25 protein-coding genes are annotated in these 25,783 nt (G+C 58.0%); 14 read left to right on the forward strand and 11 right to left on the reverse strand.

From position 1 onward, the window contains the following. Positions 1-514: 514 nt before the first annotated feature. Both aroC and C7120_RS07270 read right to left on the reverse strand, forming a co-directional pair. On the reverse strand, positions 515-1,594 hold the full coding sequence (gene aroC, locus C7120_RS07265; protein WP_107620967.1) for a chorismate synthase: 1,080 nt from the start codon (positions 1,592-1,594) through the stop codon (positions 515-517). Positions 1,595-1,599: 5 nt separating this feature from the next. Beyond that, positions 1,600-2,244: a peptidylprolyl isomerase gene (locus tag C7120_RS07270; protein ID WP_107620968.1), complete on the reverse strand. Its 645-nt coding sequence runs from the start codon at positions 2,242-2,244 to the stop codon at positions 1,600-1,602. A 535-nt stretch (positions 2,245-2,779) separates the two neighbouring features. Between C7120_RS07270 and C7120_RS07275 the strand changes: the two genes are divergently transcribed. From C7120_RS07275 to C7120_RS07325, 12 genes are all read left to right on the forward strand, one after another. Further along, on the forward strand, positions 2,780-4,960 hold the full coding sequence (locus tag C7120_RS07275; RefSeq protein WP_107620969.1) for a S8 family serine peptidase: 2,181 nt from the start codon (positions 2,780-2,782) through the stop codon (positions 4,958-4,960). A gap of 114 nt (positions 4,961-5,074) precedes the next feature. Beyond that, positions 5,075-5,569 carry a flavodoxin FldA gene (gene fldA, locus C7120_RS07280; protein ID WP_107620970.1) on the forward strand — a complete coding sequence of 165 codons (495 nt, stop codon included), beginning with the start codon at positions 5,075-5,077 and terminating at the stop codon, positions 5,567-5,569. A 41-nt stretch (positions 5,570-5,610) separates the two neighbouring features. After that, positions 5,611-5,970: a DUF2023 family protein gene (locus tag C7120_RS07285; RefSeq protein WP_107620971.1), complete on the forward strand. Its 360-nt coding sequence runs from the start codon at positions 5,611-5,613 to the stop codon at positions 5,968-5,970. A gap of 357 nt (positions 5,971-6,327) precedes the next feature. After that, complete coding sequence (locus C7120_RS13905; RefSeq protein ID WP_158267356.1) at positions 6,328-6,492, forward strand: hypothetical protein; 165 nt, start codon at positions 6,328-6,330, stop codon at positions 6,490-6,492. Next, positions 6,479-6,703 (forward strand): DUF3791 domain-containing protein, encoded by a 225-nt coding sequence (locus tag C7120_RS07290; RefSeq protein WP_107620972.1) that lies wholly within the window; start codon positions 6,479-6,481, stop codon positions 6,701-6,703. Before C7120_RS13905 ends, C7120_RS07290 begins: the two co-directional genes overlap by 14 nt. Further along, positions 6,700-7,176: a DUF3990 domain-containing protein gene (locus C7120_RS07295; RefSeq protein WP_107620973.1), complete on the forward strand. Its 477-nt coding sequence runs from the start codon at positions 6,700-6,702 to the stop codon at positions 7,174-7,176. The genes C7120_RS07290 and C7120_RS07295 overlap by 4 nt, the downstream gene beginning before the upstream one ends. Continuing rightward, positions 7,173-7,394 carry a hypothetical protein gene (locus C7120_RS07300; RefSeq protein WP_107620974.1) on the forward strand — a complete coding sequence of 74 codons (222 nt, stop codon included), beginning with the start codon at positions 7,173-7,175 and terminating at the stop codon, positions 7,392-7,394. Before C7120_RS07295 ends, C7120_RS07300 begins: the two co-directional genes overlap by 4 nt. Before the next feature lie 467 nt (positions 7,395-7,861). Beyond that, entirely contained in the window at positions 7,862-8,341 is a 480-nt protein-coding gene (locus C7120_RS07305) for a hypothetical protein (protein WP_146154211.1), read from the forward strand. 101 nt (positions 8,342-8,442) lie between these two features. Beyond that, positions 8,443-9,345 (forward strand): M48 family metallopeptidase, encoded by a 903-nt coding sequence (locus C7120_RS07310; RefSeq protein WP_107621431.1) that lies wholly within the window; start codon positions 8,443-8,445, stop codon positions 9,343-9,345. A 31-nt stretch (positions 9,346-9,376) separates the two neighbouring features. Further along, a complete protein-coding gene (locus C7120_RS07315; RefSeq protein WP_369916849.1) occupies positions 9,377-9,835 on the forward strand; it encodes a MaoC family dehydratase in 459 nt (152 codons plus the stop codon). 234 nt (positions 9,836-10,069) lie between these two features. Further along, a complete protein-coding gene (locus C7120_RS07320) occupies positions 10,070-11,230 on the forward strand; it encodes an OmpA family protein (RefSeq protein ID WP_107620977.1) in 1,161 nt (386 codons plus the stop codon). 78 nt (positions 11,231-11,308) lie between these two features. Continuing rightward, on the forward strand, positions 11,309-12,094 hold the full coding sequence (locus C7120_RS07325) for an acyl-[acyl-carrier-protein] thioesterase (protein ID WP_107620978.1): 786 nt from the start codon (positions 11,309-11,311) through the stop codon (positions 12,092-12,094). A gap of 114 nt (positions 12,095-12,208) precedes the next feature. Here the strand turns inward: C7120_RS07325 and C7120_RS07330 are convergent, their stop codons facing one another. The 4 genes from C7120_RS07330 to C7120_RS07345 form a co-directional block, all read right to left on the reverse strand. Next, a complete protein-coding gene (locus C7120_RS07330) occupies positions 12,209-14,119 on the reverse strand; it encodes an ATP-dependent DNA helicase RecQ (RefSeq protein ID WP_107620979.1) in 1,911 nt (636 codons plus the stop codon). Beyond that, complete coding sequence (recJ, locus tag C7120_RS07335; protein ID WP_107620980.1) at positions 14,103-15,836, reverse strand: single-stranded-DNA-specific exonuclease RecJ; 1,734 nt, start codon at positions 15,834-15,836, stop codon at positions 14,103-14,105. The genes C7120_RS07330 and recJ overlap by 17 nt, the downstream gene beginning before the upstream one ends. A 210-nt stretch (positions 15,837-16,046) precedes the next feature. Beyond that, positions 16,047-17,255 (reverse strand): aminopeptidase C, encoded by a 1,209-nt coding sequence (locus C7120_RS07340; RefSeq protein ID WP_107620981.1) that lies wholly within the window; start codon positions 17,253-17,255, stop codon positions 16,047-16,049. 25 nt (positions 17,256-17,280) lie between these two features. Continuing rightward, positions 17,281-18,681 carry an aminopeptidase P family protein gene (locus tag C7120_RS07345; RefSeq protein ID WP_107620982.1) on the reverse strand — a complete coding sequence of 467 codons (1,401 nt, stop codon included), beginning with the start codon at positions 18,679-18,681 and terminating at the stop codon, positions 17,281-17,283. A gap of 87 nt (positions 18,682-18,768) precedes the next feature. Between C7120_RS07345 and C7120_RS07350 the strand changes: the two genes are divergently transcribed. Further along, on the forward strand, positions 18,769-19,626 hold the full coding sequence (locus C7120_RS07350) for a patatin family protein (RefSeq protein ID WP_107620983.1): 858 nt from the start codon (positions 18,769-18,771) through the stop codon (positions 19,624-19,626). A gap of 223 nt (positions 19,627-19,849) precedes the next feature. On the opposite strand, the gene C7120_RS07355 is transcribed toward C7120_RS07350, so the two are convergent. Both C7120_RS07355 and trmD read right to left on the reverse strand, forming a co-directional pair. Continuing rightward, on the reverse strand, positions 19,850-20,554 hold the full coding sequence (locus C7120_RS07355; protein ID WP_107620984.1) for a DUF805 domain-containing protein: 705 nt from the start codon (positions 20,552-20,554) through the stop codon (positions 19,850-19,852). Continuing rightward, positions 20,551-21,231, reverse strand: coding sequence for a tRNA (guanosine(37)-N1)-methyltransferase TrmD (gene trmD / locus C7120_RS07360; RefSeq protein ID WP_107620985.1), 681 nt, complete (start codon positions 21,229-21,231; stop codon positions 20,551-20,553). Before trmD ends, C7120_RS07355 begins: the two co-directional genes overlap by 4 nt. Before the next feature lie 187 nt (positions 21,232-21,418). On the opposite strand from trmD, the gene C7120_RS07365 reads away from it, so the two are divergent. After that, the gene (locus tag C7120_RS07365; RefSeq protein ID WP_107620986.1) at positions 21,419-22,165 is read left to right on the forward strand and encodes a DUF5020 family protein; all 747 of its coding nucleotides are present in this window, start codon (positions 21,419-21,421) and stop codon (positions 22,163-22,165) included. A gap of 77 nt (positions 22,166-22,242) precedes the next feature. Here the strand turns inward: C7120_RS07365 and ligA are convergent, their stop codons facing one another. The 3 genes from ligA to C7120_RS07380 are packed head-to-tail and all read right to left on the reverse strand — an operon-like array spanning position 22,243 to position 25,709. Then, a complete protein-coding gene (ligA, locus tag C7120_RS07370; RefSeq protein ID WP_233247041.1) occupies positions 22,243-24,228 on the reverse strand; it encodes an NAD-dependent DNA ligase LigA in 1,986 nt (661 codons plus the stop codon). Continuing rightward, a complete protein-coding gene (locus C7120_RS07375) occupies positions 24,229-24,894 on the reverse strand; it encodes a B3/4 domain-containing protein (RefSeq protein ID WP_107620987.1) in 666 nt (221 codons plus the stop codon). It lies immediately after the preceding gene. Further along, positions 24,891-25,709 (reverse strand): N-acetylmuramic acid 6-phosphate etherase, encoded by an 819-nt coding sequence (locus tag C7120_RS07380; RefSeq protein ID WP_107620988.1) that lies wholly within the window; start codon positions 25,707-25,709, stop codon positions 24,891-24,893. The genes C7120_RS07375 and C7120_RS07380 overlap by 4 nt, the downstream gene beginning before the upstream one ends. Positions 25,710-25,783 lie beyond the last annotated feature (74 nt).

The raw sequence follows: 25,783 nt of genomic DNA on the forward strand, positions 1-25,783 counted from the left end.
TGTGTGTGTGTGTGTGTGTTAGCAAAATATTCGAGCTAACCAAATATAATATATTAAAAGATGTGAAGAAGTCAGGATCTTCCTGCACACCACCACTCTTGCCTTTAAAAAAAGATAAATGACATTGTTTTTTATAACCTTCTAACGATTTCATCCCTTTTGAGTTTTCGCCGCAAAGATAAGTAAAGTTTCCCAAATATGCAAGTAAAATCTGGAAATTATGCATAAACGGGTGCGTAGGAAGTCAAACGGATATGGCTGTCATTCAATGAGAAATCCGCATTTGGCCAGGGAAGTCCCCCGCACAGATTCGACGATCGGAAAGAAGCGGTTTCTAAACTGCCATGCTCTTGATATTCCCGCAAGGTGCGGTGGCTGATATAAAACCACTCGCGTATTGATTTGCCAGTGAGAAAATGCTCACCGACAAATGGCGGCTATCGGGTTTGGGGAAGGCGGAACTCGGTGTTCGGACAGGCCGCTCCACCCGGCAGCCGCCTGTCCGGCTTCTCTTTCACTCAAGTCTGCTGCCGCGGTTTAGCAGGTAACAGTCGAGGATTACGATGGCCGTCATGGCCTCCACGATGGGCACGGCTCTCGGAACCACGCACGGGTCGTGCCTTCCCCGTGCCTTCAGGATGGTGGCGTTGCCGTTGATGTCCACCGTGCTTTGTTCTTGGAGCAGGGTGGCCACGGGCTTGAAGGCCGTACGGAAGTAGATGTCCTCACCGTTGCTGATACCTCCCTGGATGCCTCCGGAATGGTTAGTGGCGGTAGCGGTTTTGGTGTTCTTGTTGATAAAGGGGTCGTTCATCTCCTTTCCCCGCAGGGCGGCACTTCGGAATCCCTCGCCGTATTCGAATCCTTTGGCGGCGTTGATGCTCAGCATCGCGGCCCCTAAGTGGGCGTGGAGCTTGTCGAACTCAGGCTCTCCGAGGCCCGCCGGACAGCCTTTCACCACGCAGGTAACGGTGCCTCCGATGGTGTCGCCGGCGGCTTTTACCTTTAGGATGAGCTCCTCCATCTGCCGTGCCTTTTCGTCGTCGGGGCATCTCACGACGCTTGCTTCGGTCTTCGCTAAGTCGTAGCGGCGGTAGTCGGGGTCGAGGACGATGTCGCCCACTTGTGAGGTGTAGGCCTGTATGCTGATGCCGATTCTCCGCAGGGCCAGCTTGGCGAGGGCTCCCGCCACGCAGCGGCTGACGGTGACGCGTGCCGAGGAGCGTCCTCCGCCCCGATAGTCGCGGATGCCGTACTTGGCCATATAGGTATAATCGGCATGCGAGGGCCGGAATGCGTTGCGCATCTCCTCGTAGTCCTGCGAGTGCTGGTCGGTGTTCGGGACGAGGAAGCCTATCGGCGCGCCCGTGGACTTACCCTCGAAGATGCCGCTCAGAAACCTCACCCGGTCGGACTCCCGTCGCCCCGTGGTGATCCGGCTCTGGCCGGGGCGACGCCTGTCAAGCTCCCGCTGCACGAATCCTTCATCGATCTCAATGCCCGCGGGATAGCCGTCTATCACGCCTCCTACGGCTTCTCCGTGGCTTTCTCCGAAGGTGGTGAGCCTGAAAATATTACCCAGCGTATTGCTCATATTCCTTATTTCTTATCGCATGGGCAGCCTTCATGGTTCCCATGACCGTCCTGGTGGCAGCACTTTCCGTGCCCGTGGCCGTCGTGGTCTCCGTCGCAATGCCCGCCGCAGTGTCCTTCACGATGTCCCTCACAGTGCCCGTCGCAGCCGCCTTCTCCGCTCAGCATTTTGGCAAATTGCTCGATTTCCTGGTTGGTCGCGTCGCGGTTGTCGATGATGTGGCCCTTAAAATTGAGTGTCTTTCCGGCCAGCGGATGGTTCAAGTCCATCTTCACGGTGCTGTCGCCGATGGCTATCACGCGCCCCATGAACCGATTGCCGTCTTCATTCTGCAGAGGTACTACGGAGTCGACGAAGATGTGCTCGTCGTCAAACTTCCCATTGACCACAAACATTTGCCTGTCGAGGTCAAGCACATGTTCCTGCATGTATTCGCCATAGGCCTGCCCGGGGGTGAGGGTGAAGTCGAACTCATCGCCCTCGTGAAGGTCTGCCACGGCTTTCTCGAAGTCTTCGAGGGTGATTCCGAAGCCGCTCAGGAATACGAACGGCTTGTCGGCGGAGGTCTCTTCTATGAGGTGGCTGCCTCCGTCGGTTACATCATATAGCCGATAGGCTACATGAATCAGTTTGTTGGTCTTCTTGTCCATGTATCTTCTACATTATCTATAATTATGCCGCAAAGATACGAAAAAATGCCGTAATATCCGAGCGAAGCAGCAAGTTTTAACGCTCGGGGCTGTTCCAGAGGCTTTTCAGGGCCACATGCGTAGGACTTTTATGCCTTCTGTTCCCTTGTTTAGTATTTCAATAGAATCTGCCGCATGAAGTTGCGGTATTCATTGGGGGGATACTCGGCCACGGTCGCGCCGACTCCGGTGGATGGCTGCCGCTTCGTGTTTCAGCGGCTGAAACTCTGGGTTTCAATGGCTGAAACTTCGAGTTTCAATGACTGAAACTCCGATTACAGACCGCTTGTAAGAATCCGGACCTGGGCCTGCGGGCAGGCGGGTCGTCGTCAGAGAGGGAATGGGTTGTGGCGAATGGGGGAATGGGTTACGGCGGACGAGGAGATGAGTTGCCGTCAGAGAGGGAATGGGTCGCGGCGGACGAGGAGATGGGCTGCCGTTCAAGATTTCCCGGCCAGAATTTGCAGATGTGATATTTTTTCGCTTACTTTGTGGCATGAAACGAATGGTTTTCATGTTTTTGGCGGTGGTGGGCGCGCTGAGTCTGAGTGCCCAGCGCCCCGATTATGCCAAGATGTCGACCCTGGTGCGGCAGCTCTCGCTCGCTCGGGAGGGCAGGCAGACGCGCGCCGCCTCGCCCTCGGACGGCAGGGAGCCTGCCCTCTGCGCCTTCGTGCGTATAGACGGCGACGGCGACAGGGTGCTCCGCTCGCATGGCTGCGAGCCGCTGACGAGCGAAGGGAACATCTGGATAGCCAGCATTCCCCTCTCACGGCTGGCGTCGCTGTCGCGCGCCGGGGGCGTAAGGCGCATCGAGGCCGGTCGCTCCAACAGCATCCAGACCGACACGATGGCCACCATCCTCAATGCCCGGAAGGCGTATGAGGGGGGCGGGAAACTGCCCCGGGCCTATACGGGAAAGGGCGTGGTGGTGGGCGTGATGGACATCGGGTTCGACCTGACGCACCCGAACTTCTACAACGCCGACGCCACCGAGTATCGCATCAAGGCCTTCTGGGACCAGCTGGCCACCGACAGCAACCGCTATGTGGGGCGCGACTACGAGGGCGAGGAGACGCTCCTTGCCCTGGCGCACTCGAGAGACGGGATCGACCAGACCCACGGCACCCACACCCTGGGCATCGCCGCGGGCGGCGGATGGGACCCCGACGAGCCGGGCAGGTATCGCGGCATGGCCTACGAGAGCGACATCTGCCTCGTGGCAAATGCGTCCTCGGAGGACAAGGACCTCATCGATCCGGCCGATTACTACAAGTATACCTATGCCACCGATGTGATGGGATTCAAGTATCTCTTCGACTATGCCGCGGCGCACGGGCAGCCCTGCGTGGTCTCGTTCAGTGAAGGCTCGCACGAGGATTTCCGCGGCGACGACCGGCTTTACTATGAGATGCTGGCCTCGCTCGTGGGTAAAGGCCGGATTCTGGTGGCCTCGGCGGGCAACAACGGTGGCTATAAGACCTACTTCCGCAAGCCCGCGGGGGTGGGGCAGGCGGGCTGCTTCATCACGCCCGACGGGCAGCGGGTGGCCTTCACGCTGAAATCGGCGGCCCCGTTCGCCATCACCCTCAAGGGCTGGGGCCCTGCGGGGGAAGAAAAGGAGGTGGCCACCGCAGCCATCCTGGCACAGGGGGACTCCACGCTGCGTGCCTCCACGCCCCTCGGCGAGCTGGTGATAGCGGCCTACCGTTCCTGCTACGACGCGGAGGAGGTGTGCTATGATGTCCTGCTGACGCGGATGCCCGACCTGCCTTTCTCCCTGAAAGTTACGGGCGGCAGCGCCGATGTGGAGTTCTATCAGTCGGCGGGGATCCCGACGACGAATGCCCTCGACCCCTCGCTCGACGCCGGCGAGAACACCCACAGCATCCATTCGCCGTCGAGCGCGCCGTGCGTCATCGCCGTGGGAGCCAACGGCTATCGTGAGGACATCTATACCTATAAGGGCGAGCACCGCGTCTATGAGGCGGGACTGCACGGGAAACGCTATTCGGCCTCGTCCGTCGGGCCGACCTTCGACGGCCGCATGAAGCCCGATGTGGTGGCTCCGGGCGTGAATGTCGTCTCCTCCTACAGCAGCTATTACCTCGAAAACCATCCCGGCGCATGGGATATAGAGCACTCGGATAAGAAGCACTTCGGCTTCCGGGGGCGCACCTATGCCTGGAACTACAACTCCGGCACCTCGATGGCGACCCCGGCCGTGGCCGGCGCCATCGCCCTCTGGCTGCAGGCGAAGCCCGACCTGACGCCCGAGGAGGCGATGGAGGTGATCGGCAAGACCTCCCTCCATCCCGACTCGACGCTGTCTTATCCCAACAACGAGTATGGCCACGGCCAGATAGATGTCTATGCCGGACTGCTGGAACTGCTCCACCTGACCCGGATCGAGGATATTTCCACCCATCAGCCTGCCCGTGTAACGATTCGTCCGGCACAGGACAGGCGGGTGCAGATTGCGTTCGATGCCGCTCCCGCTCATGATTTCATGGTATCGGTGTATTCGGCCGACGGCCGGAAGCTGCTGGCCCGTCGGCTCGCGGGAGGGAGCCGGGTCTATGAGCTGGATCTGTCCTGCTGCCTGGCGGGCGTGTATGCCGTGCAGGTGAACGGCGGCTCCAAGGACACCACGGGGTCGTCGCTCGTGCGCCTGTGAGCGGACGCTCCCCATTTCTTGGTATTTTCTAAAAATCACCATTTCTCGGTATTGCAACTCTCGGATAATATCCCTATCTTTGCAGCAGAAAATTAATATTAAAAGACAAGCAAAGTGAAAAAGACAGTTGTAGTGTTTGGCTCTTCTACGGGCATGTGTGAGGCAGTCGCTCAGACAATAGGTGAGAAATTAGGCGCGGAGGTCATTAATGTCTCCGACTTGGACGAGGCAAAGGTTCAGGAGGCAGAAAACCTGATCCTGGGAACCTCTACCTGGGGTGCCGGCGAGATGCAGGACGACTGGTACGACGGCGTGAAGGTGCTCAAGAGCGCCGGATTGGCCGGCAAGACGGTTGCCCTCTTCGGCGTCGGCGACTCGGAGTCTTACAGCGATACATTCTGCGGCGGCCTGAAAGAGCTTTACGACGCATGCGTCGAGGCCGGTGCCAAGGTGCTCGAAGGAGTGGACGCAAGCACATATACATACGATGACTCGGAGGCTGTGGTCGACGGTAAGTTCCTCGGTCTGGCGCTCGACGAGACCAACGAGGAGGACAAGACTCCCGAGCGTATCGACGCCTGGGTGGCTCAGATTACGCCAAGCCTTTGACAGGAAAGATTTTTAATTGTTAATTGTTGGAATAATTTCCCATGAGCGAGATAGTCCCTGTCGACATGAAAGTCCTGATGAATCATATCTATGAGTATCAGAAGGGTGTCCGCCAGATGGTGCTCTTCACTTTCAACAGAAAGTTTGAGGACTGGGCTTTGAGGCGTCTGGACCGTCAAGGCATCGACTATCTCGTTCAGCCAGTGGGCAACAGCCGACTGAATCTCTTCTTCGGGAGACGGGAATGCCTGGATGCCATCCGGCTCTTCGTAACGAAGCCGCTCAGCCAACTCACCCCGGAAGAGGACTTCATACTCGGTGCCATGCTGGGATACGACATCCGCGTGCAGTGCGAACGCTACTGCCACCGCAAGTGCCGTTCCTGCAAACAGGCGCAATAGAATAGATATGGAAGATAAACTTTTAAATCTTGTTCGCTAAATAAAATTCATAATGTTTTTGTATAATATGTAATTGCCTCGCTGGGAAGCGGGGCTTTTACATATTCAAAGGGGCGGATGCCGGGAGGCCGGAGGCACACGCGTCTTGCACCTGTAGGCAGGCGTGAAAGTAAAAGGCCGCTAAAAGGCGGGCTTTTAGCCGTTAGAAGGTGAGCTTTTAGCCGTTAGAAGGCGAGTAAAAGACGGCCTTTTGCTTTTCGGGCGGCCGCCTCCCCGGGCCGAAAGCGATTTTTCGGGGGGAAAAGTTTGCGATTCCGGACATTTTTTTATATGTTTGCAGCGTAAATGCGACGACGGATGAAGAAGCTGGTGAAATGGGCGGGAGAGGATTTCCTGCCTGCGGCTCGCCACATGGCTGACGCCGCGCATCTGACAGAGACCACGCCCACGGCAGGGCAGGGCGCCATCGCCTGTTTTCCCGGCCGAAACCAATCAGGAGGAACCCCATATGGAATACAGTAAAGAAGACAAGTTGGAATGGACGATGATATTCATCCATGAGTTTGGCAAAAGGTTCGGGCTCACGATGAAGCAGGCCTTTGGCTACCTGAGCCGCTTCCAGGGTATTGACTTTATAGACAGGCATTATGGCTATGTCCACACGCAGTCGTTTGAGCGCATGGTGGAAGATATAGCCGTGCTATGCAAGAGAATGGGAGGGCAACTGCAATGAAACTCTATCATGGAACGAATATAGACTTTGACAAGATAGACTTGGGGAAGTCGAGACCGAACAAGGATTTCGGGCAGGGTTTCTATCTCTCGGACAGCCCTCGGCAGGCAGAAGCGTTGGCCGCCGTGCGCGTGGAGCTGGCGGGCGGTGAGCCGATCGTGATAGAATATGACTTTGACGAGAAGCTCCTTGAGAGCAATCTGCTTAGAGTGAAGCGTTTTGATAACTACACGGAGGAGTGGGCCAACTTCATACTTGCCAATCGAAACGACAACACCTTTGGAACTATTCATGGCTATGACATCGTCATCGGGCCTATAGCCAATGATCGCGTAGGTCGGCAGCTATGGCGCTACCGCAATCATGACATAGACATGCCCACACTGGTCAGGAACCTGAAATACATGAAAGGCATTACTCTCCAGTATTTCTTCGGCACAGAACGGGCAATCAGTTATCTTAGGAAGCTATGAGCGAGAAGGAAGAAATGAAAAGCGACATGGTGAGAGACCTTGCCAGTCTGCTGATGGACAGAGACCCGGGCCTCAGCATGGACCAGGCATTGGGTATGGTGTTCAATTCCGAGACCTATCAGAAGCTGCTTGAAGACAAGACCCGGTTGTATTACCAGAGTGCGGGATATGTGTTCTCGTATCTGCAGCAAGAGCTGGAAACGGGTAAGATAGGCTGAGGGGAAGGGCTGGGTTGCGGAGATGGGTGAAATCCCATGCTCAATGTTTCTGTCCCGAGTTTTCCTGTTCTGTGATGCCTTGTTTCCGATGGAGGGGAAATGGCTGGCGGGATGGGCGTTTCAGGCGTGAAAGTAAAAGACGGCTAAAAGGCGGGCTTTTAGCCGTTAGAAGGTGAGCTTTTAGCCGTTAGAAGGCGAGTAAAAGACGGCCTTTTGCTTTTCGGGCGGCCGCCTCCCCGGGCCGAAAGCGATTTTTCGGGGGGAAAAGTTTGCGATTCCGGACATTTTTTTATATGTTTGCAGCGTAAATGCGACGACGGATGAAGAAGCTGGTGAAATGGGCGGTGCCCTGCGCGCTGGTGGCGGCGGTGATTGCCGGCATCCGCATGGCGGGGGATGCTGAGAGGTCGGGAATTTCCTGGCCGGCGGAACGCCGTCCTGCCGCCGACGCCCTGCCGCCGGGCAAGGTGCCGCTTTCGGAGGGCTCTCACCACTGCCTCTCGGTGCGACAGATGCTGTATGTCGCCGAACTGGTGAAGCTGGAGGGCGGCAAGGTGGCGGGCCTGAAGGATGAGCGCACGCTCGACCGCCTGATGGTGGGCATGGGCTACCGGAAGGAGCGCTACGATTTCGAGGATCAGGACGGAGAGGTGATGGCCTATGCCTACGACTGCGAGCTCGACCAGACGGGCAGCATGGTGAGGACACGGAGCACGGATGCCAATCGTGTGATCGTGGCCTGCGGCCATCAGCCCGAGTCGTCTAACCTCGTTACGCTGGTAGTGGCAGGCCGCGCGGCCTACAATGAGTTGCTCATGCAGATCTACGACATGAACTACTACAAGGGCGCCGACGGAGCCTTCCACAAGGAGGGCAGCCGCTTTCGCATCTTCCCCTCGGAGCTGGTGGACGGGCACGGGTTCGAGGTGGACATCTGCCGCGAGTGAGGCTCGGGCGGACGGAAATGTCTGCCGTGGGCGCCGCCCGGCCGTTTTGGCACGCTTTTTGCGAGAGACAGGAAAAACAAGTGCAATCATTAAAAATAACAATGAAGACAACTAAATTTCTATTGATGACGATGTTGGTCTCACTGCTTGCCGCGTGTGGGACCACTCGCACGGTACCCATCACCGGAAGAAAGCAGAATCTTCTGATATCAGATGCCGAAATCATGAGCATGAGCCTAAAGGAATATAATTCTTATATGGCCACGGCGAGGAAGTCGGCCAACACGGCCAATACGGCCATGGTGCAGCGCGTGGGCCGTCGTCTGGCAAACTCCGTGGAGACTTATCTCCGCAACAACGGACTGGCAGGCGAGGTGAGCCAGTATAGCTGGGAGTTCAATCTGGTACAGGACAAGAGCGCCAACGCCTTCTGCCTGCCCGGCGGGAAAATCGTTGTTTACGAAGGTCTGCTGCCTTACACCCAGAGCGAGGCCGCCCTGGCGGTGGTTCTCGGCCATGAGATTGCCCACGCCGTGGCCAAGCACAGCGCCGAGCAGATATCCAAGCTGTATCGCCAGCAGTATGCCACGCAGATAGGCAGCGGCATCCTCGGGGCAGCCGTGGGCTCTGAGGTCGGAAACATCGCGGGTGTCCTCGCCCAGACGGGCTTCAAGTTCCGTAACTTGAAGTATAGTCGGGACAACGAGACGGAGGCCGACCACATCGGACTCATCTTCGCCGCCATGGCCGGATACGATCCCCGGGTGGCCATTCCATTCTGGCAGCGCATGGCCGCGGGCTCCTCCGCCAATCGGAACGACATGTTCAGCGACCACCCGTCAGACGCCAAGCGCATCGCCGCCCTCCAGCGGGAGATGCCCGAGGCCTTGAGGTATTACCAGGCCTCCGGCAAGATGTCTGCGGCTTCCCGGCCCGCCTCGACCGCAGAGAAGAAAGCCATCAAGAAGAAATCAACCGCGAGGAGGACCTCTGCCAGACGGTAAGGGGAACTCCGACGCACAATAAGCAATCAAGATGATAGAAATCAATTCTTACGAAGAACTTGCCTCCCAGTTAGGCAAGGAGTTGGGAGCCTCGGAATGGCTCCAGGTGAACCAGGAGCGCATCAACCAGTTTGCCGACGCCACGCTCGACCATCAGTGGATTCATGTGGATGTGGAGCGGGCCCGGGTGGAGAGCCCCTATAAGAGCACGATAGCCCACGGCTATCTCACCCTGTCGCTCTTGCCCCACTTCTGGAACGAGATTATCAAGGTGAACAACCTCAAGATGCAGGTGAACTACGGCATGGACCAGATGCGCTTTGGCCAGCCCGTCATCACGGGCAGCCGCCTCCGCCTCGTGGCCACGCTGCACGACATTGCCGACCTGCGCGGCATCTGCAAGGCCGGCATCGCCTTCAAGATAGAGATCGAGGGGCAGCGCAAGCCGGCACTCGAGGGTATCGCCACCTTCCTTTATTATTTTAAATAAGGTATATGGCATATCCCGGAGGCAGAGGCCGCGGCAAGGCGGGAGAAGAGAGAAAGGTGTAAATACATGCAAAAACGCTTGATTTATATTCAGTCTTTGCCCAATTATGGCCAAAAAGGTGCGATTTTGTTGAAAAAATTTGGTGGTCTCATGGTTTTTTCATTACTTTGCACCAGAGAACTTCGATGGTAAAAGGATAATTATAAATTTTTTAATGTTTAGTTTTTAGAGAAAATGAAAAAATTAGTTTTATTGTTCGCGGCTGCCTTGATGGCAGTTTCTGTCAACGCTCAGACCGTTGAGGAGAGCAAGACATTCGACAATTTCTACATTGGCATCAATGGGGGAGTTGCAACAAAGATGACACAAAACAAATGGCTCGGTAACCTGAATCCGAACGCCGGCCTCCGCATCGGCCGCTGGTTTACCCCGGTTTTCGGTCTGGCAGCAGAGAGCAACGCTTACTTCTCAAACAAGCCTTTCGCTTCTACGGGCACAACCGTTCGCTTTCTGAACACAAGCTTGCTGGGTACCGTTAACCTGAGCAACTGGTTCGGTGGCTATCCGGGTGAGCCTCGTGCGTTTGAACTCGTGTTCGTAGGCGGCTTCGGCTGGGGCCACGCTTTCGGAAACCATGGCTTCAACTGGGCTTATACGACAACTACACAAGGTCCTGCCCAGCAGCCTATTGTGAATGTAGTGGGCAAGAAGGGCGATAACCTGACCTCAAAGGTAGGCTTGGACTTCACTTTCAATCTCGGTGCCAACAAGGCATGGCAGGTTTATGTTGAGCCGTCGGTCGTTTGGGGATTGAATGACGAGATCGTGAAGGGCAATGATGCTCAGCAGAAGCCCGTAACCTATATCGCCTTGGGACACAATGAAGTTGAATACAACATCAACAAGGCTTATGCTCAGCTGAACGCAGGTATCGTCTACAAGTTCGGTAACTCTAACGGCACTCACAATTTCAAGATTGCCCAGCTCCGCGACCAGGCAGAGATCGATGCTCTGAACTCTACGATCAACGATCTCCGCAATGAGCTTGCCAAGAAGCCCAGGGAGGTTGTCAAGGAAGTAGTCAAGGAAGTTGCCGCTCCTGTACAGGAAGTTAAGGTGGAGAATCTCGTATTCGTAACCTTCGCCCAGGGCAAGTCTGTTCTCACCAAGGAGGCTAAGAAGGTGCTCGACGGTGTGGCAGAAGGCAAGCATGTGCAGATTGTAGGAACCGCTTCGCCCGAGGGTTCTAAGGAGATCAACGACAAGCTCTCGCAGGCCCGCGCCGATGTAGTCGCATCTTATCTGAAGAGCAAGGGTGTTGTAGTTGACGAGGCTCTCGGTAAGGGTGTACAGGGTACTACCTCAAACCGCCTGGCTGTTGTTTATGTAAAATAATCAATGAGATAAACCCATAGGGAGTCCCGATGCTCGGCAAGAGTGTCGGGATTCTTTTTATAAAACCAAGACAACAGCATGCAGACACCGAGTAAAGTGGGGCGTTACCCCTTTCTGGCGGAGCCTTTCCACTGCGACTTCTCACAGCACCTCTTCATGGGGCATCTGGGAAACCACATGCTCAATGCGGCCGACTTTCACTCCAGCGACCGCTCCTTTGGCATGAACTATCTCTCCAGCATCCACCGTACCTGGGTGCTCTCGCGCCTGGCCATCGAGATGACGAGCATGCCCAGGGCCTACGATAAGTTTTTCGTGGAGACCTGGGTGGAAAGTGCCATGAAATACTTTACGAGCCGAAACTTCAAGGTGTGCGGCGAAGATGGCTCCGTGTTCGGCTACGGCCGCAGCGTGTGGGCCATGATAGACACGGAAACGCGCCAGCCCACCGATATCCTGCAGGTGCACGATGGGCTTATCCATGCGTATGTGGAGACGGAGAAGCCGTGTCCGATGGCCAGCCCCTCGAGGGTGAGGATGACGGAAAGGGCCCGCCTCGTGCGCACCCTCGAGACGCATTATAACGATGTAGATGTGAATGGGCATGTCAACAGCGTGAAGTATATCGAGCATGTGCTCGACCTCTTCCCGCTGGATTGGTATCGGACGCACTTCCTGAAGCGTTTCGAGATGGCCTATGTGGCGGAGGCTCATGGTGGCGATCGGCTGAGCTTCTATAGGGAGGAGACGGCGGCGAATGAATATTGCGTCCGCATCGTCAAGCATGTGGGGATGCGGGAAGGCGGTGTCGATGAGCTTGTGGAGGTAGCCCGGAGCAAGATGGAGTTTGTAAATATCTGCTAAAAAATTTGGAGAAATAAAATCAAATCGTTATCTTTGTACCAAATTTAATTGCAAATCAAATTTTTATAACTTTTGTATGTAGTGTTTTATTGTAGGAGAGATGGCTCGTGAGGGTCACCTCTTTTCTTTTGTCCTGCTGATCAGGCTGCCGTTTACGATGACTTTCTCTTCCGCGACCAGATACTCGAGGGCTCCCTCCATCTGCCTGTCGGGGAGGCGGAGTCGCAGCAGGTCGGTAATCAGATGCTCCTTTCCGTCGCCCAGGAGTTCCATGATCTGGTCGACGGGATTCCGGAGGCGGCTCTTTGAGAGCTGATCGGTCTTCCGCTCGAGGCATACATCGCACTGGTCGCAGTCTTTTCCTCCGGTCTCTCCGAAGTAGTTCAGGAGCTGCCGGCCTCGGCATTCGTCGTCGCTGTCGGCATAGCGCTCCATGGCGCGGATTCTTCGGACGAACTGCCCTCTGCGCTCTTCGTAGACTTCTTTGGGGAGGCGGAGCCTCTCTATCTCCTCTCGGGCCTGCGAATAGGTGATATAAGGACTCTTGCGCTGCGGGATGAAATGGATGATGTGCCTCTCCGAGAGCCCTTTCAGGATGAGGTACACCTGTTGGCGCTTCAGCCCGGCCTGTTGGGCAATGTAGGCTTCGTCTACATACGAGTAGTCGGTGAAGAGCCCCCCGTAGTTGCGCAGGAGAGCGGTGATGACGCTTTCCTCGTGCCGGGTGGTGGCCTCCAGCCGGTAAAGCTCATTACGGCTCAGGAGGAATCTGACCCTTGCGCTTGCATCCGGATCGGTCTCATAGACGATGTAGCCCGCCCTCTGCAGGATTTTCAGCGAGGAGTCCACCTGTATCGGGAAGTATTTATAGGTGTTGCAGAACTTGTCGATGTTAAACTCTGCCGTATAGCCCCGTCCGCTCTCGAGCCCGATCTGGTAGTAGTAGGCCAGATGTTCGTAGACATCCTTGATATAGTCTTTTGCGGGAAAGTTGTCCGCGATGCGTTTCTCCAGCTTGCGCTTGTCGCTGCCGTTGTAGAGCAGCACGGCGTAGGCCTTCCGCCCGTCTCGTCCCGCGCGCCCGGCCTCTTGGAAGTAAGCCTCTATGGAGTCGGGGCAGTCGAAGTGGATGACAAGCCTCACATCGGCCTTGTCGATGCCCATGCCGAAGGCATTGGTGGCCACGATGACGCGTTTCTCCCCGCGTTGCCACAGGTCTTGCCGCGTATCCCTAACGGCAGAGTCAAGCCCCGCGTGAAAGTAGACGGCGCCCAGGCCGTTCTGTTCCAGCAGCCGCGCAATCTCCTTGGAACGCTTCCGGCTTCGCACATAGACGATGGAGGAACCTTCCACGGACTTGAGGATGTGAATGAGTTCCTGATACTTGTCTTGGGTTTTTCGCACGATGTAGGCCAGGTTCTTGCGCTCGAAGCTCATGCGGAAGACATTTTTCTCCTTGAATTCCAGCTTCTCCTGTATGTCGTCGACCACTTCGGGAGTGGCCGTGGCGGTCAAGGCAAGCACGGGAATACCGGGTTTCAGCTTGCGGATTGCCGCCACCTGGAGGTAAGACGGTCGGAAGTCGTAGCCCCACTGGCTGATGCAGTGGGCCTCGTCGACGGTGATGAAGCTTACCTTGATGTGCTTGAGCTTGGCCTTGAAGAGTTCTGATCCGATGCGCTCGGGCGACACATAGAGAATCTTGTAACCGCCGAAGACGCAGTTCTCAAGCGTAGTGATGATTTCCTGCCGCGACATCCCCGAGTAGACGGCGGCGGCGCGGATGCCGCGCTCACGGAGGTGCATCACCTGGTCTTTCATCAAGGCGATGAGTGGGGTGATGACGATGCACACCCCCTCCAGCGCGAGGGCGGGCACCTGAAAGGTAATCGACTTGCCGCCGCCCGTGGGCATCAGCCCGAGCGTATCCTTGCCGCTGCCGATGCTCTCGATGATTTCCCTCTGGATGCCGCGGAAGTCGGGATAGCCGAAGTTCTCGTGCAGTATGTCAAGAAAGCTCTTCATCCTCAGCCGGCCTGATATCCTCTATTTGCAGTTGAACGGCATTGTGCTTGAAGATATTGTCCTCGATGGTATAGGCAATGTCAAAACTTCTCTTCGACTTGATATACCGCGCGGAGGCGCTCTGGCCGAAGGCGATGCCGTTGACCACGGCGCTCGACTTGGAGTCTACCAGTTCGAGTTTGATGTGCTCTTGCTCGCGGCCCACCACCTTGCTCGTTCCGTAGTCGTAGACATCGGTCGTGCAGAAAAGCGGCTTCATGTTGCCCGGCCCGAAGGGCGAGAACTTCTTCAGCTCGTTGTGCAGCTTCTTGGTGATGTCCTTGAAGTCTATCTGCGCGTCGATGTTCAGGATGGCCTCGGTGAGCTCCGGCTGGATGTGTTCCTCCACATATTTCTGGAAGCGCTGGCAGAATTCCTTCACCCGGTCCCATCGCAGCGTGAGGCCGGCCGCATAGGTGTGGCCGCCGAAGTTGACGAGCATGTCCCTGCAGCTCTTGATGGCGGAATAGATGTCGAATCCGGCAATGCTGCGCGCCGACCCCGTGGCAAACTCTCCGTCGCGGGTGAGCACCACGGTGGGGCGGAAATAGATTTCCGTGAGCCTCGAGGCCACGATTCCCACCACGCCTTTCTTCCAGTTCTCGTCATAGAGGACGATGGATGATCGGTGTTTCTGGCTTTCCAGCCGCGCCACGATCTGGTTGGCTTCCTCCGTCATCTGCTTGTCGATGTCCTTGCGCTGCTCGTTATATTCGTCGATGTGCTTGGCCTTGCCGCGCGCCGTGCCGAAGTCTTTCTCCACCAGCAGGTCTACGCTTTCCCTTCCGTTCTCCATCCGCCCCGACGCGTTGATGCGGGGGCCGATGCGGAAGATGATGTCGCTCATCGAGATTTCTCGGTTGTTCAGGCCGCAGATGTCGATGATGGCCTTCAGGCCGATGCTGGGGTTCTGGTTCAGCTGTTTCAGTCCGTGGAAGGCGAGGATGCGGTTCTCGTCTATCACGGGCACCAGGTCGGCCGCTATGCTCACCGCGCAGAAGTCGAGCAGGGGGATGAGCCGCGAGAAGGGGATTCCGTTGTTCTTGGCAAAGGCCTGCATAAACTTGAATCCCACGCCGCATCCGCAGAGGTGCTTGAAGGGATAGCTGTCGTCCTCGCGCTTGGGATTGAGGATGGCCACGGCGTCGGGCAGTACCTCGTCCGGCACATGGTGGTCGCAGATGATGAAGTCGATGCCCTGCTGTTTGGCATAGGCAATCTCCTCGATGGCCTTGATGCCGCAGTCGAGGATGATAATTAGTTTTACGCCCGTTTCCTTCGCGTAGTCTATTCCTTGCTTGCTCACCCCGTAGCCCTCATTGTAGCGGTCGGGGATGTAATAGTCGATGTTCGAATAGAACTGCTGCAGAAACCTGTACACCAGCGCCACGGCCGTGCATCCGTCTACATCATAATCACCGTAGACCAGAATTCGCTCCTTGCGCCCCATGGCGTCGTTCAGCCTGTCTACGGCAACATCCATGTCCTTCATGAGGAAGGGATTGATCAAGTCGGCCAGTTGCGGGCGGAAGAAACGCTTGGCTGCCGACTCCGTCGTAATGCCACGGCGAATCAGCAGGTGCGCCAGGGTGGGACTCATATTGAGTTTCTCTCCCAGTTCCTTAGCTGCTTGTCTTTCTTCTGGTGTAGGTGCTTGGTAATTCCATTTGAAGTGCATTTATATTGTTTTTATTTCCTTGCGTTTTCGAGGTGGATTCTGCAAGTCTGCGGATATCCGTGTCCAAAGTTACGAAATAAATACAAGAAAACGGCAGATTGTGTTTTAAAAAATCACAATCTGCCGTAATTTAGCCTGCTTCTTGTCCGGGAGTCGGGAACGGGAGGTCGTGGCCTCACGGGTGCCCTGTTCTCCGTGGTCTTTCCGCTATCAGATGCCGAGCTTCTTGCGGATGTCCTTGGGCACGGCGTTCTTGTTCACCATGAAGTCCATGGTGTTGGCGGCGATGAATGCTTTGGTCATATACCAGATGCCTTTATAGTCTCCGGTCTCGCCCCAAGAGTTCTTCACCATGTAGTATTCCTTGCCGTTCTGGTCCTTGGCGATGCCGAATATGAGCATGCCGTGGTCGTCGGTGAGCTCCCAGTTGTCGAAACGCTGCTGGCGCATCTCCTGCGTCGGCTTCACCTCGGGCACATTGCAGCCCAGCGAGTCGACGATGTTTTCCTTCTTGGTTTTCGACAGTTTGAGCCAGTGTGCCATGTCGCTGCCGGCGAGGCTTTCCATCTTCTTGGTGTCGTAGGCATAGGCCAGTCCCTGGCGGGTGAAGCCCTCCTCCGACACATCGCCGCCCCAGGCCACGGTGTAGCCTTGCTCAATGGCGTTGTCGATGATGCGCATCATGTCGTCCAGGGGCACATTCCATGACAGCGGGTTGCGCCAGTTGTCCTGCACTTCGACGGCGAAGGCCGTCCAGAAGGGGTGGTGCGTGTAGCTGGTGAAGGTGGTATAGTTGTTCCAGTCGAGGCCGAGGCTTGCCGCGAAGCTCTTCGGGGTGTAGCTCTTGCCCTGATAGGTGAAGTGCTCCGGGCACTTGCCGAGGTAGGCGTCGAGGATGCCCTGCATGCCCACTTTCCATTGGGTGGAGAGCTTATGGCTCTTGCTTTTGGCGATGGCGGCCACATAAGGTTCCAGCAGGGAGAAGAACTCGTTGAAGTTATTGAGCGAGTCGCCGTAGAGGCTGCCGGGGAAGGGCATGGCGTCCTCCGGGCAGATGCCGTAGTGCTGGATGCAGTAGAGGGGGTCGTAGGCCGAGCCGCCCTGCGCGAATTGGCAGTCGCCGTGCAGCCGTACCACCTGGATGGCACGGTCCATGTAGGTCTTGTTGGCCACGAAGCTCTCGCAGAGGTCGTAAGTCTTGCCCGTTGCCTTCAGGATCTCGGCCTCGAAGAAGCTCAGCGTGGAGTAGTCCCAGCAGGTGCCTGAGCGGTTTTGGTTCTTGATGCTGGTAATCTTGTTTTCCTTGATGGTGGTGAATACAGGTTTGTTCTCGTTCTTTTTCTCCTGTTTCTTCTCGTCTTGCGCGCTTGCGCCCATGGTCATCAGGGCCGCCAGCGCCAGCAGTAATACTTTTCTCATTGGGTTTTGTTTTATGTTTTTTGTGTTAATTATTCGCCATGAAAGCCTCTACATCCTTCGGGTGATAGGGTATGCGGTCCTTGCCGATGAAGCGGCAGCCGTCGGCGGTGATGAGCAGGTCGTCCTCGATGCGTATGCCTCCGAAGTCCTTGTAGGTCTCTATCTGGTCGAAGTTGAGGAATTCGGCACAGTGCCCCGATGCCTTCCAGTTGTCGATGAGGGCGGGGATGAAGTAGATGCCCGGCTCGTCGGTAACCACGAATCCCTCTTCGAGGCGCCGCCCCATGCGGAGGGCGTTGGTGCCGAACTGGTCGAGGATGGGGCGGGTCTGCTCGTCGAAGCCCACATTGATCTGGTCGAGCCCCTCCATGTCGTGCACATCCATGCCCATCATGTGCCCCAGTCCGTGGGGCAGGAACAGGGCGTGCGCGCCGGCGCTGAGCGCCTCGTCGGTGTCGCCTTTCGCCAGTCCGAGCTCTTTCAGGCGGTCGAACATCATCCGGCAGACGGCAAAGTGCACATCCATATACTTCACGCCGGGCCGCGCCACTTGCAGTGCGTGGTCGTGGCAGGCCTCCACGATGGAGTATATCTCGAGCTGCCGCTGGCTGTATCGGCCGTTCACGGGATAGGTGCGGGTGTTGTCGGAGCAGTAGTTGTTCACGGTCTCGGCTCCCGCGTCGCACAAGGCGAGCCGTCCGTCCTCGAGTTTTGCCATCGAGGGGCTGCCGTGCATGATTTCCCCGTGCTGCGAGAAGATGGTGGCGAAGCTCACCTGTGCCCCGTAGGAATGGGCCACTCCGTCCACTTGTCCGCCGATGTATTTCTCCGTTACGCCGGGCTTGGTCAGTCGCATGGCCGTGGTGTGCATCTTGTAGCCTATCTCCGCGGCGCGCTCCAGTTCCTCTATCTCCTCGGGGGTTTTCACGGAACGCATCTTCACCACGGCCTTGATGAGCGCCATGGAGGCGCTGGCCTTCTGCCGGTCGGGGTGGATGCCCGTCAGGTCGAAGAGCTGCAGCTTGTTGTCGTAGCGGTAAGGGTTCAGGTAGTGCACCGTGCGCCCTTTGGCCTTGGCCTCGTCGAAGATGTCCCGCAGCTGCCTCATCGGAGCCGTGTGCCCCACGCCCACCGAGGCGGCGAGGTCTCGCACGCTGTCCACGGAGCCGTACCACACGATGTCCTCGATGTCGATGTCGTCGCCCACTAGGGTCTCCCGGTCGGCGTCGATGTCGATGACGCCTGCCAGGCCGTCTCTCTGGATTCCGAAGAAATACAGGAAACTGGAGTCCTGGCGGAAGGGATAATACGCGTTGTTGGGGTAGTTGCAGGGCGACTCGTTGTTTCCCAAAAGCACGATAATGCCGCTGCCGACGAGCCTCTTGAGCTCTTTGCGGCGCTGGATATAGGTCTCTTTGCTGAACATTTTTGGAGTTTTTAGTATTTATCTGTCGCAAAGTTAGCAAAAATAAAAGAGAAATGAGTAACTTTGGGGACAAATTTATCTGTACACATGCAAATTGATTCAAATACGGGGCTGGTGCTTGAGGGGGGAGGCATGCGGGGCGTGTTCACGAGCGGCGTGCTGGATGCCTTCATGAAATACGGCCTCTACTTTCCCTATGTGGTGGCCGTCTCCGCCGGGGCGTGCAACGGCATGTCCTATATCAGCCGACAGCCGCGCCGGGCCCGCATCTCCAACATCGACTATCTGGCGCGCTACGATTACATCGGGCTGCGCCATCTGGTAACGCAGGGGTGCATCTTCGACCAGAAGCTGCTCTACGACAAGTTTCCCAACGAGTTCATCCCCTTCGACTTCGACACCTTTTTCCGCTATTCCGACCACTTCGAGATGGTAACCACCAACTGTCTCACGGGGCGGGCGATGTATCTCCACGAGTCGCACGACCGACAGAAAGCTCTCGACATCGTGCGCGCCTCTAGCAGTTTGCCCTATGTGAGCAAGATTGTCCGGGTAGACGGCATCCCGATGCTCGACGGCGGCATCGTGGACTCCATACCCGTGCTCCGCGCCATGGAGACGGGGCATCCGAAGAATGTGCTGGTGCTCACGCGCAATCGGGGCTATCGCAGCGAGGGCAGGGACATCCGCGTTCCCCACTTCGTCTATAAGAACTATCCCCGCCTGCGGGTGGCGCTGAGCCGCCGCGTCAGGGCCTACAACGACCAGCTCGACCTCGTTGACCGGCTCGAACGGTCGGGGCAGGTGGTCTGCATCCGGCCCGAGCGGCCCGTGGAGGTGGGCCGGATAGAGAAGGATGTGGCGAAGCTGGAAGCCCTCTACGAGGAGGGCTATGCGCTCGGCGAGGCTTTCTGCGGGGAGCGGATGCCGCGGGCGGGGGGATGAGGAATCTCCGTGGGGGCATGCCTCGCCCTGCCCCTGACGCCTCATGAACGGAATCCGGATAAGAGGGCGGGGCGTGGTCGTTCACCCCCTGATAGGGAGCAGCTTTCCTTTCAGCGGCCTTTTGCTCGCCTTTTAGCCGTTAGAAGGAACGCTTCTAACGGCTAAAAGGACGGCTTTTAACGGCTAAAAGGAATGCTGCCCGCAACCTGCTGATTATCAGTGCTTATTCTTCTGCCGGCTCTGTCGTGCCGGGCTCGTCTGCGGGCGTCTCCCCGAGGGGCTGTTCCCCATGGTCCCCGGCTGTGGCTTCGGCGGCCACGGCCTCGTCTATGGCGTATTTCTGCGAGGGGCCGTACTTGTTTTCTTCCACATCGCTGTCGAAGAGGGTGAGGAGGAAGATGTAGAGGGCGAGCACGGCGTAGGCGGCGAGGAGGAGTACGGCGATGGCCGTGATGGCCATGGACTCTCCCCGGGTGATGGCTCCGGCGGCGAGGAAGATGAAGCCGACGATACCCAGCAGGTAGGTCGCTCCTATGAGCCAGCCGCTGTGGCCGGTGTCGTGCAGTCGGCGGAAGGTGAGGGCGAGCATCAGTATCCATGCCACTACTCCCCAGGCGCAGACGATGGCGTAGGTGGCGAAGAGGCCTCCCACGACGATGCTGTCGGGCCTGGTGAGGGCGGCGAAGCCGGCCGTTCCGGCTCCCACGAGCATGGCGAGGATGTAGACCACGATGGTGATGAGATAGAGGCCGACGGCTGTCCACCAGTATTCCGACCGGCGGGCGCGGCCCTTGAAGTTGAGGATGTTACGGAACGCGAGCCTCAGGGCTTCGGTGAACTCTACCGGGCGGTTGCACCGGGTAGGTTTGTTGCTTGTGTAGATGTTCATATTTTGTGTAAATTTAGGTTGGGTTCCTCTTGGGGTCATATTCCCTTGAGCAGGTCGGGCCGCAGCCGTCGGGTGCGCTCCAGGCTCTGCTCCATTTCCCACTCTTTGATTTTCGCCTCGTTGCCGCTCAGCAGGATGTCGGGCACGCGCCAGCCCTTGTAGTCGGCGGGGCGGGTGTAGATGGGCGCGGAGAGCATGTCGTCCTGGAAGCAGTCGGAGAGTGCGCTCTGCTCGTCGCTGATCACTCCCGGCACGATTCGCACCACGGCGTCGGCGATGAGGGCGGCCGCCAGTTCACCGCCCGTGAGCACATAGTCGCCCACGGATATCTCGCGGGTAATGAGGTGGTCGCGCACGCGCTGGTCGACGCCCTTGTAGTGTCCGCAGAGGATGATGAGATTGCCCCGCAGCGAGAGGTCGTTGGCCATGTGCTGGTCGAACTTCTCGCCGTCGGGCGAGGTGAAGATGACCTCGTCGTAGTCTCGCTTAGCTTTGAGGGCGCTGATGCAGCGGTCTATGGGCTCTACCTGCATGACCATTCCGGCGAAGCCCCCGTAGGGGTAGTCGTCCACGCGGCGCCACTTGTCGGGCGTGTAGTCGCGCAGGTTGTGCAGGCAGATTTCGGCCAGCCCTTTCTTCTGCGCTCGGGCCAGAATCGACTCGTTGACGAATCCCTCGAGCATTTCCGGCAATACGGTGATAATGTCTATTCTCATGACTGCTGTTGCAAATATAGTGAAAATGACAGAAATAAACAAGAAAGAATCGTTTTTTCTGCTTCTCCGGGTAAGCTCAGCATGTTTCCGCCCATGGCGAAAATGGGATAAAATTCCCGCTGACAGGCCGCCGTTTCACATATTTTATATATCTTTGTGCTCGATTTATAAACAATAAACACGAATCATGAAAAGATTTCTAAGCCTTTCGGCGGCACTCATCGTGTGCTCGCTGACCTTTGCCCAGAACATTCAGTTGCACTACGACCTCGGCCGGCTGCTCCACGACGAGCTGTCGTCACGGACGGATGTAACCACCACCGTCGAGATGTTCAAGCCCGACCGTTGGGGCAGCACTTATTTCTTCGTCGACATCGACTATAAGGGCGACGGCGTGATGGGCGCCTACTGGGAGGTGAGCCGCGAGTTCAACCTCACGAAGAACAAGCGGTTCGCCGCCCACATCGAGTACAACGGCGGCCTCACCAGCGGCCATGCGGCCGACTCCTACTATGCGAACCGGTTCCAGCATGTGGCCCTGCTCGGCGGCGCGTGGAACTGGCACAGCGCCGATTTCTCGAAAACATTCTCCGTGCAGGCCATGTATCGCTATGCCTTCAAGAACGGGCACACGGGCGCGCGGCCGTTCAGCGGCTTCCAGCTCACCGAGGTGTGGGGCGTCAACTTCGCCCGTGGGCTCTGCACCTTCAGTGGTTTCTGCGATATGTGGTACGACCGCGGCGTGCGCGGCAATCTCATCGTCGTGAGCGAGCCGCAGTTTTGGTTCAACCTGGGTGCCCTCAAGGGTTGGCGGGGCGTGAACCTCAGCCTGGGCTCGGAGGTGGAGATTTCCAATAATTTTGTGTGGAACGAGCGGGGGGAGAACGACAAGTTCTATGCCATTCCGACCCTCGCGGCGAAGTGGACATTCTGACGCGAAGGGAAGTAAAGCCGTTGAGCGTGTAAGGAATAAGGAGTAACATCTCTCCCCGGGAGAGCCGGGGAGAGGCGTTACTTCTCCTTCCCTTCCCCGAATTTCTCGATAAACTCCGCTTCGGAGATGATGGGCGTGCCGAGCTGGCGCGCCTTTTGGTTCTTGCCGCTGGTGGAGTTTGCATCATTGTTGATCAGGTAGTCGGTGGCCTTGCTTACCGAGCCGGTAACCTTGCCGCCCTGACTCTCGATGTAGGCCTTCAGCTCCTCCCGGTTCTTATATTGGTAGACATCGCCCGTAACGACGAAGGTGAGTCCGGCGCAGCGGGCTCCCGTCGGCGAGGCCTGTTCCTGCCGCAGTTCCAGCTCGCCGAGCAGACGGCGCAGCATGGCCGTGTTGCGCCCGTCCTGACACCAGCGGACGAACGACGCCGACTTCTCCGGGCCGATGCCGTCGATGGTGGCGAAGAAGGCCGGGTCTTGCGCCCGTTCCGCCTCGCCGATGAGTTCCGTGAGCGGGTAGGCAGCCAGCAGTCGCTTGCACACATCCTGCCCGCACATCGGGATGGTGAGGGCATAGAGCAGCTTGCGGGCTTCCGCCTTGCGCGAGGACTCCACCGAGCGCAGCAGGTTGTGCACCGATCGCTCGCCAAAGCCTTCCATCCGGGAGAGCTCCGCGGCGTGGTCGCGCAGATGGTAGAGGTCGGTCGGCTCGCTCACCCAGCCCAGGTTGATGAACTTGGCCAGCGTCTGCTCCGAGATTCCGTCGATGTCCATGCCTTCCTTCGACACGAAGCGCACGAACTTCTTCAGCTGCCTGGCGGGGCAGTCGGGGTTGGTGCAGCGCAGGGTCTTCGTGCCGCTGGCCTCGCTCACCGCCACCTCCGTGGGCTGCCGGCACACGGGGCAGTGGCCGGGAATCAGGAACGGGCCCACGGGCTGCGACACGCGGATGACCTTCGGGATGATCTTGTTGGCCTTGATGACGCTCAGCACCGATCCCTTGCCGCCTATTCCCAGGCGCTCGCACTCGCTGATGTTGCAGAGCGAGGCCCGCCGCACGGTGGTGCCTTCCAGCTCCACGGGGCGGAACACGGCCACGGGATTGATGGTGTTGGCGGCGCACGACCACTCGATGTGCTCCAACTGGGTCTCCGCGCTCTCGTCCTGCCACTTGAAGGCGTAGCCCGCCCGTGTGGCGTGGTGCCCCGTCACGGAGCCCGTCCGGGCATAGGCGGTGTCGTCGTAGGTGATGACGAGCCCGTCTACGGGGTAGGGGCAGACGCGGTGCGTAACCTTCTCTGTCCATCGGGCGATGACCTCCTCGATGTGCTCCAGCGTGGGCCGGCCAATGAGCTCGTGCTCCACGGTGTGGAAGCCGTTCTGCTCGAGGAAGTCCATGCGTGCTCCCCACGAGTCGATGTCGTCGTCGGCATAGACCAGCGTGAACGGTATCCACCGGATGCGGCGCGCCTTCACCTCCTCCGGATCTTTCAGGGTGAGCGAGCCCGAGGCCAGGTTGCGCGGGTTGGCATACTCCTCCTCGCTCTCCATGTTGAACCGTTCGAAGTCGTCGTAGGAGATGACGGCTTCGCCCCGGATGACGATGTGTCCCTGCGAGGGGATGCTCTGCGGGATGCCGCCGATGGCTCGGGCCAGATGGGTGATGTTGGTGCCGGTGTGTCCATTGCCGCGCGTTACCACCTTCGTGAGCCTCCCGCCGTCGTAGGTGGCCACCAGCGTGAGGCCGTCGAGTTTCCACGAGAGCCACACGGGGCGCCCTTCCGCCCACTTGGCCAGCTCTTCGGGCTTCTTGGTCTTGGCCAGTGAGAGGGTGGGGAACTCGTGCTCTTCCTTCTGTCCGGCTATGTTATCTTCCGACACCTTGTGGGTGGGGGAGTCGGGGAGCACGGTGCCCGTTTCCTGTTCCAGCGCCTTCAACTGGTCGAACTTGGCGTCCCACTCATAGTCGGTCATCAGTTCTCCCCGTCCGTTATAGTATGCGTCGGCGGCCTGATTGAGTTCTGTTATCAGGCTGCGCATGAGTAGCTGTCTGTCTTCCATTTACCTATATATAAAGTATTTGCCTTCTTTTCCCTCGCAATATCTCTCCGCCAGCCGCAGGATATATTCCGCATTGGCGCGCACACTGGCCTCGTCGCCGTCGTATCCGTTGATGAGCACCAGCAGTCGGGTGGTCGGCAGTTCTATCTTCGTGCGCTCGTTGTCGGAGGTGGAAGTGCCCACGCCCCCGCGGGCGTCGCGGTATACGGGCAGTCCCTCGATGTTGAGCATACCCCGGCCGATGCCCTCGTAGGGCTCTCCGGCACGCCCGATGCCCAGGGTGAGCGTGCCGCCCTCGAGCTTGTCGGCGTCGAAGCCTCCGATGCTGTAGCCGAAGCGCATGCTGGCGAGGTTGACGAGGTCTACGAGCGTGTCTATCCGGTAGAGCGGCTTGCCCTGCAGCAAGCGGCGGATGAGCGCCTCGGAGGCGGGGCGGTAGCGCGAGGGATCCTTGCCGCAGGCGCGGTAGACGCGCCGCGTGGCCGCTATGCCGGGCATCTGCTTCAGCGTTTCGGTGGTGAGCAAGGCGCGATAGTGTTCGCCGAGCGCGTCGATTTCCCGCCACAGTCCCCGCGAATGGGGCGTGTTGACGACGACGGCTTCCACGCATGCCCCCACGAACTGCGGGCACACGGATTCTATTTCCTGTGATACGATGATGTTCATAGTCTGCTGATGGCTTGTTCTGCTTTCTTCACGCTGCCGTATTTCCTGAGGAGGAGCTCGGCCTCCCGATAGTCGGCATACCGTGGGTTGCGCTCCATGAAGATGCGCACGGCTCGGTCGAGGAGCTTTTGGTTGATGGTCTTGGCGTTCACCATGCGGTTGCCTTCCACCCTTCCGAGGCGTATCATGCAGGTGGTGCTGATCATGTCGAGCACGAGTTTCTGCGCCGTTCCCCCTTTCATGCGGGTGGAACCGGTAACGAATTCCGGGCCGGTGAGGACGACGACGGGATAGTCTGACGCCTCGGAGACGGGAGCCCCGGGGTTGCCGACCACGGATCCCGTGGCGATGCCCTCCGCGCGGCAGTGCCGCAGGGTGGACAGGACGAAAGGCGTGGTGCTGCTGGCGGAGAATCCCACCACGATGTCGCGCGTCGAGATGCCGTGCTCCCGGAGCTGTCGCCAGCCGTCCTCGGTGTCGTCTTCCTTCGACTCCGTGGTGTTCAGCAGGTCGTCGACGCCGCCGGGAAACACGGCCTGAATCATCCCCGGGGGTGAGGTATAGGTGTTCTGCGCCTCGATGGTGTCGAGGATGGCGAGCCTTCCGCCCGTGCCGCAGCCGCAGTAGAAGAGCCTCCCGCCTGCCCGCAGCTTCTCCACGATGGCCGTGATGAGCCTCTCTATCTGGGGCAGCGCCCGTTCCACGGCCTCGGGCACGCCCCGGTTCTCGCGGTTGATGTCCGCGATGAGTTCTCCCACCGACATGCGCTCAAGGTGCTCGTAGCGGGAGGGTTGCTCCGTGATTCTTTTGTCCATCTCGATGCGAAATTACGAAAATATTCTCAGATTGCCACCGGCACTCCGTGATTTTTTCGTATATTTGCAGACAA

Origin of the sequence: Prevotella sp. oral taxon 376, assembly GCF_003043945.1 — a bacterium.
In the GTDB taxonomy this organism is placed as follows: domain Bacteria; phylum Bacteroidota; class Bacteroidia; order Bacteroidales; family Bacteroidaceae; genus Prevotella.

Coding starts and splice junctions, on each gene's coding strand:
- aroC (WP_107620967.1), bottom strand. CDS start 1,594: ATGAGCAATACGCTGGGTAATATTTTCAGGCTCACCACCTTCGGAGAA.
- C7120_RS07270 (WP_107620968.1), bottom strand. CDS start 2,244: ATGGACAAGAAGACCAACAAACTGATTCATGTAGCCTATCGGCTATAT.
- C7120_RS07275 (WP_107620969.1), top strand. CDS start 2,780: ATGAAACGAATGGTTTTCATGTTTTTGGCGGTGGTGGGCGCGCTGAGT.
- C7120_RS07285 (WP_107620971.1), top strand. CDS start 5,611: ATGAGCGAGATAGTCCCTGTCGACATGAAAGTCCTGATGAATCATATC.
- C7120_RS13905 (WP_158267356.1), top strand. CDS start 6,328: ATGAAGAAGCTGGTGAAATGGGCGGGAGAGGATTTCCTGCCTGCGGCT.
- C7120_RS07290 (WP_107620972.1), top strand. CDS start 6,479: ATGGAATACAGTAAAGAAGACAAGTTGGAATGGACGATGATATTCATC.
- C7120_RS07295 (WP_107620973.1), top strand. CDS start 6,700: ATGAAACTCTATCATGGAACGAATATAGACTTTGACAAGATAGACTTG.
- C7120_RS07300 (WP_107620974.1), top strand. CDS start 7,173: ATGAGCGAGAAGGAAGAAATGAAAAGCGACATGGTGAGAGACCTTGCC.
- C7120_RS07310 (WP_107621431.1), top strand. CDS start 8,443: ATGAAGACAACTAAATTTCTATTGATGACGATGTTGGTCTCACTGCTT.
- C7120_RS07315 (WP_369916849.1), top strand. CDS start 9,377: ATGATAGAAATCAATTCTTACGAAGAACTTGCCTCCCAGTTAGGCAAG.
- C7120_RS07320 (WP_107620977.1), top strand. CDS start 10,070: ATGAAAAAATTAGTTTTATTGTTCGCGGCTGCCTTGATGGCAGTTTCT.
- C7120_RS07325 (WP_107620978.1), top strand. CDS start 11,309: ATGCAGACACCGAGTAAAGTGGGGCGTTACCCCTTTCTGGCGGAGCCT.
- C7120_RS07330 (WP_107620979.1), bottom strand. CDS start 14,119: ATGAAGAGCTTTCTTGACATACTGCACGAGAACTTCGGCTATCCCGAC.
- recJ (WP_107620980.1), bottom strand. CDS start 15,836: ATGCACTTCAAATGGAATTACCAAGCACCTACACCAGAAGAAAGACAA.
- C7120_RS07340 (WP_107620981.1), bottom strand. CDS start 17,255: ATGAGAAAAGTATTACTGCTGGCGCTGGCGGCCCTGATGACCATGGGC.
- C7120_RS07345 (WP_107620982.1), bottom strand. CDS start 18,681: ATGTTCAGCAAAGAGACCTATATCCAGCGCCGCAAAGAGCTCAAGAGG.
- C7120_RS07350 (WP_107620983.1), top strand. CDS start 18,769: ATGCAAATTGATTCAAATACGGGGCTGGTGCTTGAGGGGGGAGGCATG.
- C7120_RS07355 (WP_107620984.1), bottom strand. CDS start 20,554: ATGACCCCAAGAGGAACCCAACCTAAATTTACACAAAATATGAACATC.
- trmD (WP_107620985.1), bottom strand. CDS start 21,231: ATGAGAATAGACATTATCACCGTATTGCCGGAAATGCTCGAGGGATTC.
- C7120_RS07365 (WP_107620986.1), top strand. CDS start 21,419: ATGAAAAGATTTCTAAGCCTTTCGGCGGCACTCATCGTGTGCTCGCTG.
- ligA (WP_233247041.1), bottom strand. CDS start 24,228: ATGGAAGACAGACAGCTACTCATGCGCAGCCTGATAACAGAACTCAAT.
- C7120_RS07375 (WP_107620987.1), bottom strand. CDS start 24,894: ATGAACATCATCGTATCACAGGAAATAGAATCCGTGTGCCCGCAGTTC.
- C7120_RS07380 (WP_107620988.1), bottom strand. CDS start 25,709: ATGGACAAAAGAATCACGGAGCAACCCTCCCGCTACGAGCACCTTGAG.